Annotated in this window: 12 protein-coding genes; 4 read left to right on the forward strand and 8 right to left on the reverse strand. The window is 72.1% G+C overall.

All coding sequences use genetic code 11. The features are described from left to right. Positions 1-24 precede the first annotated feature (24 nt). The 5 genes from BLT76_RS17635 to BLT76_RS17660 all read right to left on the reverse strand — a co-directional run bounded on the left by BLT76_RS17635 (position 25) and on the right by BLT76_RS17660 (position 4,688). Positions 25-879: a VldE C-terminal domain-containing protein gene (locus BLT76_RS17635; protein ID WP_170867120.1), complete on the reverse strand. Its 855-nt coding sequence runs from the start codon at positions 877-879 to the stop codon at positions 25-27. A gap of 152 nt (positions 880-1,031) precedes the next feature. Continuing rightward, positions 1,032-2,180: a tRNA dihydrouridine synthase DusB gene (gene dusB, locus BLT76_RS17645; RefSeq protein WP_090859219.1), complete on the reverse strand. Its 1,149-nt coding sequence runs from the start codon at positions 2,178-2,180 to the stop codon at positions 1,032-1,034. A 37-nt stretch (positions 2,181-2,217) separates the two neighbouring features. Beyond that, complete coding sequence (locus BLT76_RS17650; RefSeq protein WP_090859221.1) at positions 2,218-2,880, reverse strand: hypothetical protein; 663 nt, start codon at positions 2,878-2,880, stop codon at positions 2,218-2,220. A 24-nt stretch (positions 2,881-2,904) separates the two neighbouring features. Next, positions 2,905-4,302, reverse strand: a complete 1,398-nt coding sequence (locus BLT76_RS17655) for a glycine--tRNA ligase (RefSeq protein ID WP_090859223.1) — start codon at positions 4,300-4,302, stop codon at positions 2,905-2,907. Positions 4,303-4,367: 65 nt separating this feature from the next. After that, complete coding sequence (locus tag BLT76_RS17660; RefSeq protein WP_090859225.1) at positions 4,368-4,688, reverse strand: antibiotic biosynthesis monooxygenase family protein; 321 nt, start codon at positions 4,686-4,688, stop codon at positions 4,368-4,370. 61 nt (positions 4,689-4,749) lie between these two features. On the opposite strand from BLT76_RS17660, the gene BLT76_RS17665 reads away from it, so the two are divergent. From BLT76_RS17665 to BLT76_RS17680, 4 genes are read left to right on the forward strand one after another with little or no spacing between them, the layout of a single operon-like run. Next, positions 4,750-5,748 carry a metal ABC transporter substrate-binding protein gene (locus BLT76_RS17665; protein WP_090859227.1) on the forward strand — a complete coding sequence of 333 codons (999 nt, stop codon included), beginning with the start codon at positions 4,750-4,752 and terminating at the stop codon, positions 5,746-5,748. Beyond that, complete coding sequence (locus BLT76_RS17670) at positions 5,745-6,548, forward strand: metal ABC transporter ATP-binding protein (protein ID WP_244509461.1); 804 nt, start codon at positions 5,745-5,747, stop codon at positions 6,546-6,548. Before BLT76_RS17665 ends, BLT76_RS17670 begins: the two co-directional genes overlap by 4 nt. Next, a complete protein-coding gene (locus BLT76_RS17675) occupies positions 6,548-7,564 on the forward strand; it encodes a metal ABC transporter permease (RefSeq protein WP_244509479.1) in 1,017 nt (338 codons plus the stop codon). The genes BLT76_RS17670 and BLT76_RS17675 overlap by 1 nt, the downstream gene beginning before the upstream one ends. After that, positions 7,551-7,952 (forward strand): Fur family transcriptional regulator, encoded by a 402-nt coding sequence (locus tag BLT76_RS17680; protein ID WP_090859229.1) that lies wholly within the window; start codon positions 7,551-7,553, stop codon positions 7,950-7,952. The genes BLT76_RS17675 and BLT76_RS17680 overlap by 14 nt, the downstream gene beginning before the upstream one ends. 6 nt (positions 7,953-7,958) lie before the next feature. Here the strand turns inward: BLT76_RS17680 and BLT76_RS17685 are convergent, their stop codons facing one another. Genes BLT76_RS17685 through BLT76_RS17695 form a run of 3 tightly spaced genes read right to left on the reverse strand, consistent with a single transcriptional unit; the run spans position 7,959 to position 11,993 of the window. Beyond that, positions 7,959-9,521: a PAS domain-containing sensor histidine kinase gene (locus BLT76_RS17685; RefSeq protein WP_090859231.1), complete on the reverse strand. Its 1,563-nt coding sequence runs from the start codon at positions 9,519-9,521 to the stop codon at positions 7,959-7,961. Between the two features lie 16 nt (positions 9,522-9,537). Continuing rightward, on the reverse strand, positions 9,538-10,317 hold the full coding sequence (locus BLT76_RS17690) for an isoprenyl transferase (RefSeq protein ID WP_090859233.1): 780 nt from the start codon (positions 10,315-10,317) through the stop codon (positions 9,538-9,540). A gap of 20 nt (positions 10,318-10,337) precedes the next feature. Continuing rightward, on the reverse strand, positions 10,338-11,993 hold the full coding sequence (locus BLT76_RS17695; protein ID WP_090859235.1) for a sensor histidine kinase: 1,656 nt from the start codon (positions 11,991-11,993) through the stop codon (positions 10,338-10,340). Between the last annotated feature and the right edge of the window lie 4 nt (positions 11,994-11,997).

Consider the following 11,997-nt stretch of genomic DNA (forward strand, 5'->3'; position numbering starts at 1 on the left):
CGGGGACGACCCTACTGAGATGGGTCAGTAGGTCGTGACGTGGACGTGGTCGTAGTGGTTGGCGGTGGTGGACCCGCGGTCCGACATCCCGCGCCAGCCCTCACCGGACCGCTCGACCGACCAGATGTTCTGGGAGTAGATGACGTAGCTGACGCCGAGCTCGGAGTAGTTGGCGCGGACGAACTCCGCGACCTTCCAGCCCTCCTCGCCGCTGACCATGATGTCCACCGCGATGCCCTGGGCGTGCTCGCCGTCGCCGCGGAAGGTGCCGTACGTCGAGATGTCGGGGAACGCCGCGCAGACCGCGGCGTGCACCTTCTTGATGTTCTCGCTGACCCCGGCGGGCACGGAGGTCCCGTTGGTGCAGTCGCCGCCGATGACCAGCGGCTCCTCGTCGGTGAGGTAGCCCTCGGTGACCCAGCGGGCGACGCCGTCGACGACGACCTCGACCCGGCCGTCGAGCTCGCGCCCGGTGACCAGCAGCTTCTCGCCGGCGTCGATCTCGCCGACCTTCTCAGCGTCCTCGCCCGGCTCGGCCCACAGGTTCAGCGCCTCGCTCGTCCACAGCCGGGTGTCGGCCTGGCGGACCGCCACCCGGGTCGCGGCCGGGGAGGTGACCTTCTCCTCCTTGGACAACGGCTCGATGGTCGCCCGGCGCGAGCTGCGGGAGATGACCTGCTGCCGCGGCGCGACCGGGGCGGCGGCGGCGAGGCCGGAGGAGGCGTCGGCGGCCAGGAGGTCGCGGGTGCCGGGGTCGCTGGCCAGGACACCCAGCGTCACGGCGGAGGCGGTCGCCAAGACGGCGAGCGGGCCTGCGACGACGGCGGCGCGGGGCATACGGCGGGCAGGGGTCTCCCGCTTGTGGCGGTGTTCTGCCACAGCGTCGATCCTTTGCTGTTGCTGACAGGGGACGGCCGGGTCCGAGGTGACGGCTCCGGCTCGGTTGACGACTAAACCACAGCCCCGGTGACCTGTCCCAAAACCGGACGGCAAAAGTACGGCGTGTTCCCGCTCACCCGGGCCGGGTCAGCTCAGCCGCCGGTGGTCTCCCCGGCGTCCTCCTGGACGTGGCTGCCCGCCCCGTCGGCGTCGTCCAGCCAGCCCTCCGGCAGCGCGACCTTGTGCCGCGGCGAGCCCTGCCGGCCGCGCGGCGTCCCGAGCTCGGAGACGGGGAACGACTCGTCCGGGTCGAGGTCGGCGAGCAGCGCGTCCAGCGCGGCGAGCGAGTCGACCAGGCCCAGCGACCGGCGTATCTCGCCGCCCGCGGCGAACCCCTTGAGGTACCAGGACACGTGCTTGCGGAACTCCTTGCAGCCCCGCTCCTCCCCCATGTGCTGGCAGAGCAGCTCGGCGTGCCGGCGCATCATCGCCGTGACTTCGCCCAGCGTCGGCAGGGTCGCGACCTGCTCGCCTGCGAACGCCGCGGCCAGGTCGCGGAACAGCCACGGACGCCCCAGGCAGCCCCGGCCGACCACCACGCCGGCCGCCCCGGTCTGCTCGACCATGCGCAGCGCGTCGGCCGCCTCCCAGATGTCGCCGTTGCCGAGCACCGGGATGTCGACGTGGGCGACCAGGGCGGCGATCGCGTCCCAGTCGGCCGCGCCGGAGTAGGCCTGCGACACGGTGCGCCCGTGCAGCGCGATCGCGGCGCAGCCGGTCTCCTGGGCGATCCGCCCGGCGTCGAGGTAGGTCAGGTGGTCGTCATCGATGCCCTTGCGGGTCTTCATCGTCACCGGCACGTCGTACGGCGTCGCCGCGGCGACCGCGTGCTCCAGGATCTCGCCGAGCAGCCCGCGCTTCCACGGCAGCGCCCCGCCGCCGCCCTTGCGGGTCACCTTGGGCACCGGGCAGCCGAAGTTCAGGTCGATGTGGGCGACGCCGTACTCGGCGCAGAGGATCTCGGCGGCCTTGCCGACGTAGACGGGGTCGGTGCCGTAGAGCTGGACCGACCGCACCGTCTCGCGCTCGTCGAAGACGAGCATGTCCTTGGTGTGCTGGTCGCCCTCCACCAGCCCGCGGCTGGTGATCATCTCGCAGACATAGAGGCCCGCCCCCTGCTCCGCACACAGCCGTCGGTAGGCGGCGTTGGTGATGCCCGCCATCGGCGCGAGCACCACGGGCGTGTCCACGCGCAGGGACCCGAGGGTCAGCGACGTCGACGGGGGCACGGCCAGGACCATGGGTCCATTCTCCGGTCGGGCGGGCCGACGGACGAAATCAGGAGCTCTTCTTCTTGACCTTCGTCGAGGACGCCGCCGCCGGCTTGGTCAGCTCACCGGTCCAGGTGATCGGGTTGACCTCCTGGGTGGGCCGGAAGCTCACCGCGGTCAGGTCGCCGCGGTCGGGCACCAGGTAGACCAGGCAGAACTCGGCCGTCGTCCCGGGCGCGAACGCCTCCGGGAAGTCGGTGCTCGCGCACGGCTTGAAGGAGCTGCCGAAGCCGGAGTAGTCGACGAGCCGGTTCTCCCCGTCTACTGCGTAGAGCGGGACCCGCTGCCCGCCCAGGTCGGTCTCACCGGTGTTGGTGATGGTCGCGCGGACGAAGTAGGGGCGCGTCTTCAACGTCGTGTCGTCGATCTTCCAGCCGGCGAACGACCGCTTGAACGAGGTCTGCTCGAGTCGGTCGACCCGGATGTCGAGGACGCCGACCGTGTCCTGGACCGGCTCCCACGCGACGGTGGCGGTGTCGCCCACCGCCAGCGAGGTGCCCTGCGCGGTCAGCTCGACCCCGTCAGGGACCGGCAGGTACGACGCCGCGGCCGACGGGCTCGCCGAGGAGCTCTTCTCGCCCGAGCCGCTGTCGGAGTCGTCCGAGCAGCCGGCCAGCAACGTCGTACCGAGGAGCACGGCCAGGAGCGCGGCGGAGGTGCGGTTCAGCATCCGGCCATTGTGCATCGCAGATCCTCAGCAGCCGACGAGCCGCTCCGCGAAGAAGCGCGTGATCCCCTCGAGCGGGATCCGCTGCTGCTCCATGGTGTCGCGCGAGCGCACGGTGACGGCGTCGTCCTCGAGGGTGTCGAAGTCGACCGTCACGCAGAACGGCGTCCCGATCTCGTCCTGGCGGCGGTAGCGGCGCCCGATCGCGCCGGAGTCGTCGAAGTCGACGTTCCAGTTCCCGCGGAGCTCGGCGGCCAGGGCCTTCGCCTTGGGCGACAGGTCGGCGTTGCGCGACAGCGGCAGCACCGCGACCTTGACCGGCGCGAGGCGCGGGTCGAGCTTCAGCACGGTGCGCTTGTCGACGCCACCCTTGGTGTTCGGCGCCTCGTCCTCGGTGTAGGCGTCGACCAGGAAGGTCATCAGGCTGCGCGAGAGCCCGGCCGCCGGCTCGATGACGTACGGCGTGTAGCGCTCGTTGTTGGCCTGGTCGAAGTACGACAGGTCGGTGCCGGAGTGCTTCGCGTGCGTCGTCAGGTCGAAGTCGGTGCGGTTGGCGATGCCTTCGAGCTCGCCCCACTCGGACCCGGCGAAGCGGAAGCGGTACTCGATGTCGACGGTGCGCTTGGAGTAGTGGCTCAGCTTCTCCTGGGCGTGCTCGTAGTGGCGCAGGTTCTCGGGGTCGATGCCGAGGTCGACGTACCACTGGGTGCGCTGGTCGATCCAGTACTGGTGCCACTCCTCGTCCTCGCCCGGCTTGACGAAGAACTCCATCTCCATCTGCTCGAACTCGCGGGTGCGGAAGATGAAGTTGCCGGGCGTGATCTCGTTGCGGAAGCTCTTGCCGATCTGGGCGATGCCGAACGGCGGCTTCTGGCGCGAGCTGGTCACGACGTTGGCGAAGTTCACGAAGATGCCCTGCGCGGTCTCGGGGCGCAGGTAGTGCAGGCCGGACTCGTCCTCGATCACGCCGAGGTAGGTCTTCAGCAGGCCGGAGAACTGGCGCGGCTCGGTCCATGCGCCGCGGGTGCCGCAGTTGGGGCAGGCGACGTCGGTGAGGTCGACGTCGTCGGGGTTGTCGAGGCCCTTCTTCTCGGCCACGGCCTCCTGCAGGTGGTCGGCCCGGAAGCGCTTGTGGCACGACTGACACTCGGTCAGCGGGTCGGAGAACGTCTCGACGTGGCCGCTGGCCTCCCACACCGGGCGCGGCAGGATGATGCTGGAGTCGAGGCCGACGACGTCGTCGCGGCTCTGGACCATCGAGCGCCACCACTGGCGCTTGATGTTCTCCTTCAGCTCCACGCCGAGCGGGCCGTAGTCCCAGGCCGACCTGGTGCCGCCGTAGATCTCGCCGCACGGGTAGACGAAGCCGCGCCGCTTGGCGAGGGAGACGACGTGGTCGACGGTGGATGCGGGCGGCTTGGCCACGGGGTTCAGCTCCTGGTGCAGGGGGCGGTCGGCTGGCTGCCGACCGAGGAGGAAAGGTCGAGCGTTCAGCCTAGCGAGCGCGTCGCCTGGATATTGAGGTCGGCCCCGGGCTCGACCGGCTCGTAGGCGCTCGGCTCGTCCAGGGCGCGTCCGAGCAGCGGGACGGCGTGCAGCTTCACGTCGTACGACGAGAGCGCGCGGCGGTAGGCGCCGACGTGCTCCCAGGTGGTCGTGAGCACCCACAGCTCGGGATCGTCGAGGTTGCGACCGATCGCGCCGCCGACGTACCCGGGCCGCTCGGCGAGCGTCGCCCGGGCCAGCTCGACGTCGACCCGGAAGGTCTCGCCCTCGCCGACCGGGACCCGGAACCTGTTCACGACCAGCACGTCCTCACCCTACCCACGGCTGATTTGACAACGATTCTCAATCGCCATGAGAATCGTTCTCATGCAGCGTTCCCGCCTCCTCGTCCCCGCCCTCGCCGCCGTCGGCGCGCTCTCCCTCACCGGCTGCGCCGCCTTCTCCGACGACAGCGAGGCGGCCGCGGACTCGCGGACCGTGGCCGTCGGCCTCTACCCCCTGGAGTACGTCGCCGCCCGCGTGGCCGGTGACGCGTTCGACGTCGAGAACCTCACCACCCCCGGTGGCGAGCCGCACGACCTGACCCTCGACGTGAAGGAGACCGCGACCATCGCCGACTCCGCGCTGCTGGTCTACGTGGACTCGCTGCAGCCCGCCGTGGACGACGCGGCCGAGGAGGTCGCGACCGGCCAGGTGCTGGACGCCGCCGACGTCGTCGACCTGCTGCCGTTCGCCGAGGAGGAGGGCCACGAGGGCGAGACCGCGGAGGAGCACGCGGAGCACGCCGACGAGGAGGGCCACGCCGAGGAGGAGGGGCACGTGCACGGCGAGGAGGAGCACGACCACGGCGAGTACGACCCGCACTTCTGGCAGGACCCGCTCCGGATGGCCGAGCTCGGCGACGCGATCGCCGGCCGGCTCGGCGAGATCGACCCGGACCAGAAGGACACGTTCGCGGCCAACGCGGCCGACCTCCGCACCGACCTCGAGGAGCTCGACGCGTCGTACGCCGACGGGCTGGCCCAGTGCACGATCACGACGGTGGTCACCAACCACGACGCGTTCGGCTACCTGGAGAAGTACGGCCTGCACCTGGAGTCGATCACCGGCATCACCCCGGACGCCGAGCCCACGCCGGCCGCACTCGCCGACCTGCAGGAGCTCATCAAGTCCGACGGCATCACCACCGTCTTCTCCGAGAGCCTGGTGAGCCCCAAGAGCGCGGAGACCCTGGCCTCCGACGTGGGTGTGCAGACCGAGGTGCTGGACACCCTCGAGGGCCTGACCGACGACACCGCGGACGAGGACTACCTTTCTCTCATGCGGCAGAACCTCACGAAGCTCGAGCAGGCGAACCGCTGTTGACCCGTCCGACCGAGCCCGTGGTCGAGCTCAGCGACGGCGCCGTGGCCATCGCCGGGCGGCCGGTGCTGCGACAGATCGACCTGACGGTCCGGTCGGGCGAGTTCGTCACGCTGCTCGGCCCCAACGGATCGGGGAAGTCCACCCTGGTACGGGCCCTCACCGGCCTGCGTCCGCTCTCCCGGGGGCAGCTGAAACTGTTCGGCACCCCGTTCGAGTCCTTCCGGGACTGGCACCGCCTCGGGTTCGTGCCGCAGCGCTCCAGTGCGGCCAGCGGCGTCCCGGCCTCGGTCGCCGAGGTCGTGGCCTCCGGCCGGCTGACCCGGCGCCGGCTGCTGCGGCCGCCGAGCCGCGCCGACCGCGCGGCGGTCGCGGCCGCGCTCGACCTGGTCGGCCTCGCCGACCGGTCCCGCGACAGCGTGGCCACCCTCTCGGGCGGCCAGCAGCAGCGGGTCCTCATCGCCCGGGCGCTCGCGGGCGAGCCCGACCTGTTCTTCCTCGACGAGCCCACCGCGGGCGTCGACCTGCCCAACCAGCACGCCCTCGCCGCCGCGCTCTCGGCCCTGTCGCGGTCCGGCAGCACGATCGTGCTCGTCACCCATGAGCTCGGCCCGCTCGCGCCCCTCGTCGACCGCACCGTCGTCCTCCGCGACGGCCGTCTCGTGTACGACGGCCCGCCGCTCGCCCTCGACGACGCGCACGGCCACCACCACCCGCCGCAGGGCCGCCACGACCACCACCCGGGCGTGATGGCGCCCCTCGACCGGACCCCGCACCCGCACGGCGAGGAGGCCTCCTGGTGATCGAGCTGCTGCAGTACCAGTTCATGCAGCGCGCGCTGCTCGCCGCGTTCGTCACCGGCCTGGCCGCGCCCGTGATCGGCACCTACCTGGTCCAGCGTCGCCTGGCCCTGCTCGGTGACGGCCTGGGCCACGTGGCCGTCACCGGAGTCGCGCTCGGGCTGCTGACCGGCGTCGCCCCGACCTGGACCGCCGTGGTCGTCGCCGTCCTCGGCGCAATCGCCATCGAGGTGATCCGCGAGCGCGGGCACACCAGCGGCGACCTCGCCCTGGCCCTGCTCTTCTACGGCGGACTCGCGGGCGGCGTGATGATCACCGGCCTCGCGGGACAGACCGGCGCGAAGCTGCAGCAGTACCTCTTCGGCTCGATCACCTCGATCTCGCGGGCCGACCTCTGGTTCACCCTGGGCCTGGCGGCCGTGATCCTGCTCCTCGGCCTCGGCCTGCTCCCCCAGCTGTTCACGGTCTCGCAGGACGAGGACTTCGCCCGGGTCGCCGGGCTGAACGTCCGCGCCTACAACCTGCTGGTCGCCGTGCTCGCCGCGGTGACGGTCACCGTGGCGATGCGCACGGTCGGCCTGCTGCTGGTCTCGGCGCTGATGATCGTGCCGGTCGCGGCGTCCCAGCAGCTGGCCCGGTCGTTCCGCGCGACGGTCGCGGGCGCGGTCGTGGTCGGTGCGGGCGCGGGCGTGGGCGGGCTGCTGGTCTCGGCGTACCTCTCCACGAGCCACGACCTGACCGTCGCGCCCGGGCCGGCGATCGTGCTGCTCGCCCTGGCCTGCTTCGTCGCGACCTGGCCGGTCGGCGCGCTGCTGCGCCGACGGGCCCGGCTGCGCCGGCCGTTCCCCGCGGTCGAGGCCGAGGAGCACGCGGCCACCCACCAGGTCTGCGACGAGCAGCACGCCCACGAGCACGGACCGGACTGCGGGCACCCCGCCGTACCCCACGGCGACCACGTCGACTACGTCCACGACGGCCACCGGCACGCGGTCCACGGGAGGCACTATGACGAGCACTGACGCGACCCCGCCGCTGCGCCCGACCCGGCAGCGGATCGCCGTCGCGGAGGCGATGGCCTCCTTCGACGACTTCCGCTCGGCGCAGGAGATCCACGAGCTGCTCGGCCGGCGGGGCGAGCACGTCGGCCTGGCCACGGTCTACCGCACCCTGCAGCGCCTCGCCGACGCCGGCGAGGTTGACATGCTCCGCACCGAGGACGGCGAGGCGATCTATCGCCGCTGCTCCGACACGCACCACCACCACCTGGTCTGCCGCTCGTGCGGACGCACGGTGGAGGTCGAGGGCCCCGCCGTCGAGCGCTGGACGCGCGCGATCGCGTCCGAGCACGGCTTCACCGACGTGAGCCACACCCTGGAGATCTTCGGGACCTGCCCGAGCTGCGGCTGAACCCGCTCAGCGCTCGAGCGGGAGCCGCACCCGGAAGACGCTGCCGGTGCCGAGGACGCTCTCGACCTCGATCCGACCACCGTGGGCCTCCACGATCTCCTTCGTGATGCTCAGGCCCAGGCCGACCCCCGGGATGGTGCTCTCGGCCGCCGAGCGGGTGCGGAAGAAGCGGGTGAAGAGCCGGTCCCGGTCCGCGGACGAGATGCCGATGCCGCCGTCCTGCACCTCCAGCTGGGCGCGGTCGCCATCGAGGGCCAGCGACACCTGGACCCGGCCGTCGCGGTGGCTGTACTTGACCGCGTTGGAGAGCAGGTTGTCGACGACCTGGCCGATCCGGCGCGGGTCGGCGCACATCGGCAGCCGGGGCGGCGCGGTCAGCTCCAGCACCACGCCCGCGGCCTCGGCGGCCGGCGAGGCGGCCTCGACCGAGTCCCGGACGATCACGGCCAGGTCGGTGTGGCTCCGCTCCAGCTGCGGGCCGCTGGCGTCAGCCTGGGCCGCGTGCAGGAGGTCGCCGATCAGTCGGAGCAGCCGGTCTCCGTTGCGTGCCACGACCCCGAGCTGGCTCGCCGCCTGCTCGGGCAGGTCGTCGCGCTCCTGCAGGATCTGGACGTAGCCGGTGATCGAGGTGAGCGGGGTCCGCAGCTCGTGGGAGACCGAGGCGACGAACTCGTCCTTCACCCGCAGCGCCCCCATGAAGTCGGTGACGTCCTTGTAGGCCAGCACGGCCCCGGCGAAGTCGCCCTGCTCGTCGCGCACGGTCCGCGCCGAGACCGAGATGGCCCGGCGATTGCGCGGGTCGGTCCCGATCCACAGCCGGCAGTCGTCGAACTCCTCCCCCGTCATCGCGCGGAACGTCGGGGTCAGCTCGCGCGCCAGCGGGGTGCTGCCGTCCTCCTCGAAGACCGCCCCGGTCTGCCCGGCCACGCCGTCGTGACCGTCGGGGTAGCCGACACGCATGAACTCCTCGTGCCGGCGGTTCATCCGCTCGTAGGTGCCGTCGCGCCCGAGCAGGACCAGGCCGACGTCGACGGTGTCGAAGATCGCGTCGGACATCCGCTGCTGGCGACCGATCGCCTGGACGGCGGAGGCCTTCGCGACCGTCGCGCCGACCGCGACCAGGGCTGGGAGCACCGAGCGGGAGAGGTTGGCGCCGGCCAGCTCGCCGTACACGAGGCCGGGCAGGGCCTGGAACAGCCCGACCGCGAGGAAGCAGACGACCGCGCCACGGACGGCGCCGTACCGCCCGAGCCAGAGGGCCGGAAGGAGCAGCAGAATCGCGATGCTGCTGCCCTCCGGGCTGAGTCGGCCGGTGCCGATCACCGCGATGTCGAGCACGGCCAGCACCCCGAGCATCACCGACGGCATCCGGTCCCACGGCAGCAGCAGCGTCGCCGCGGTCACGACCGCGAGCAGCACGACGGCGAAGACTGGCCAGGAGACGAGGTCCCAGCGCGCCCCACCCTGGATCCGGAAGGCCAGGTCGAGCGTCACCAGCAGCGCGAACGCCGCCTGCAGCAGGCGCGGATCGTCGTCGTCGACCGCGCTCCAGCTCAGCTGTCGCATCATCCCCCCGCCCCTCGACTCAGACCTGGTTCGGCAGCGCGCCGCCGTAGCGTCGGTCGCGCCGGGCGTACTCCTCGACGGCCGCCCACAGGTGCCGGCGGTCGACGTCGGGCCACAGCACGTCGGAGTAGACGAACTCGCTGTAGGCGGCCTGCCAGAGCATGAAGTTCGAGAGCCGCTGCTCCCCAGACGTGCGCCAGACCAGGTCGGCGTCGGACTGCTCGGGCACGTAGAGGTGGCGGGCGAAGACCTTCTCGTCGATCTTCTCCGGCTTCAGCCGGCCGGCCGCGACCTCCCGGGCGATGCTGCGCGCGGTGTCGGCCAGCTCGGCCCGGCCTCCGTAGTTGACGCACATGGTGAGGGTGCAGACGTCGTTGTCCTTCGTGAGCTCCTCGGCGACCTGGAGCTCCTTGATGACCGACTTCCACAGCCGCGGCGCGCGCCCCGCCCACCGGACCCGGACGCCGAGCTCGTGCATCTCGTCGCGCCGGCGCCGGATCACGTCGCGGTTGAAGCCCATCAGGAACTTCACCTCGTCGGGCGAGCGGCTCCAGTTCTCGGTCGAGAAGGCGTACGCCGAGACCGCCTTCACCCCGATCTCGATCGCGCCCTCGACCACGTCGAAGAGCGAGCTCTCGCCCTGCTCGTGGCCCTTGGTGCGCGGGAGGCCCCGCTCCTTGGCCCAGCGGCCGTTGCCGTCCATGACGATCGCGACGTGCCGGGGCACGAGCTCCCGCGGGACCGGGGGCGGGGTGGCTCCCGACGGGTGCGGGGTGGGCTGGCGGACGCGACGCTTCACGCCCCGGAGCCTAGTGGCGCTCAGGACGCCAGCCGCTCAACGACGTGCAGCGGGAGGACGACGCGGAACTCGCTGCCTTGGCCGACCTCGCTGTCCACCTCGATCACGCCACCGTGGCTCTCGACGATGGACTTGGTGATCGACAGGCCCAGGCCCACGCCCTGGATCGCGCGCAGCGTGGCCTCGCGGGTGCGGAAGAAGCGGGTGAACAGCTGGTCGTGGTCCGCCGGGTCGATGCCGATGCCGGTGTCGCGGACTCGGATCACCGCGCTGCCGCCCTCGACGCCCGCCCGGACCTCGGTCCGCCCACCGGCCTCGGAGTACTTGATGGCGTTGGAGACCAGGTTGTCGACGACCTGGGCCAGCCGCTGGCCGTCCCCCGTGAACGGGATCGACGCCGGTACGTCGGCGACCAGCTCCACCTCGGAGGCGGTCGCGTGCGGACGGGCGGCGGCGACGCTCTCCCGCACGATCTCGGCGAGGTCGGTGGTCTGGTCACGCAGCGAGGCCGGCCGCCGTTCGTGCTGGACCTCGTCGAGCAGGTCGCCCACCAGGCGCTCGAGGCGCCGTCCGTTGCGGGCCACCACCTCCAGCTGCTTGCGGAGCACCGGGTCGAGGTCCTCCTCGTCCAGCGCGATGGCGACGTACCCCACGATGGAGGTGAGCGGGGTGCGCAGCTCGTGGGAGACCAGTGCGATGAAGTCGTCCTTGACCTGCGCGGCCCGCATGAACTCGGTGACGTCGGTGTAGGAGACCGCCGCCCCGAGCAGGGCGCCGTCGGAGTCCTCGACGCGCCGCGCGGAGATCGACATCGCCCGTCGGGTCCGCTCCTCCGCGCCGATCCAGACCCGTACGTCGTCGAACTCCTCGCCCAGCTGCGCCCGGACCGTCGGCACGTCGTCGAGCGACAGCGGGACCCGACCGGTCTCGTCGAACACCCGCGGGCGGCTGATGTCGCCGCCGGGGTAGGCGAGCTCCGAGAACTCGGTGAGCCGGTGGTTCATCAGCGTCGGGCGCCCGTCCCTGTCGAGCAGGGCCAGCCCGACGTCGACGGCCTCGAAGATCGCGTGCGCGGATCGCCGGTTGCGCTCGATGATCTCCAGCGCCGCCGCGAGGTCGGCCTCGCGCGCCTCCGCCCGGGCCTGGGCGCTGCGCGCCGCGACCAGCCCGGCGGTGATCGACGCCGCGCCGACCCCGGCCACCACCGGCAGCACCACGAGGCGCTCCAGCGTCAGGGCGTCGACGCCGTGGGCGAGCAGGCCGGGGACCGTGATGAAGGCCAGCACCGAGCCGACCGCGAGAGCCACTCCGCGCAGGCCGAGCTCCAGGCCGAGCCAGAGGGAGGGCAGCAGGAGCAGCGGCGACGCCGTACCCAGGTCGGACCCGGCGGCGAGCATGCCGAGCGCGGCGATGTTGACCACGGCCATCACGCGCGTCAGGAACGGCACGCAGCGGTCCGGTGCCGCGAGGACGACGGCCGCCCCGAGGACCGACAGTGCCACGCCGGCGGTCGGCCACGAGAGGACGTCCTCCGAGCGGCCACCCGCGTCGCGCAGCACGAGCACCCCGACCAGGGCCAGCGTGAAGCCGATCTGGAGGACGCGAGCGTCGGGCTCGCCGTCGTTCCAGCGCAGGTGGGCGAGCACCCACCCGCCGCGTCGACCCCAGCCCCTCATGTCT

The sequence above is a fragment of the Nocardioides lianchengensis genome, assembly GCF_900101465.1.
GTDB lineage: Bacteria > Actinomycetota > Actinomycetes > Propionibacteriales > Nocardioidaceae > Nocardioides > Nocardioides lianchengensis.

Excerpts from the sequence above, each read along its gene's own strand:
- dusB (WP_090859219.1), bottom strand. The coding sequence starts at position 2,180 with ATGGTCCTGGCCGTGCCCCCGTCGACGTCGCTGACCCTCGGGTCCCTG.
- BLT76_RS17650 (WP_090859221.1), bottom strand. The coding sequence starts at position 2,880 with ATGCTGAACCGCACCTCCGCCGCGCTCCTGGCCGTGCTCCTCGGTACG.
- BLT76_RS17665 (WP_090859227.1), top strand. The coding sequence starts at position 4,750 with ATGCAGCGTTCCCGCCTCCTCGTCCCCGCCCTCGCCGCCGTCGGCGCG.
- BLT76_RS17680 (WP_090859229.1), top strand. The coding sequence starts at position 7,551 with ATGACGAGCACTGACGCGACCCCGCCGCTGCGCCCGACCCGGCAGCGG.
- BLT76_RS17685 (WP_090859231.1), bottom strand. The coding sequence starts at position 9,521 with ATGATGCGACAGCTGAGCTGGAGCGCGGTCGACGACGACGATCCGCGC.
- BLT76_RS17695 (WP_090859235.1), bottom strand. The coding sequence starts at position 11,993 with ATGAGGGGCTGGGGTCGACGCGGCGGGTGGGTGCTCGCCCACCTGCGC.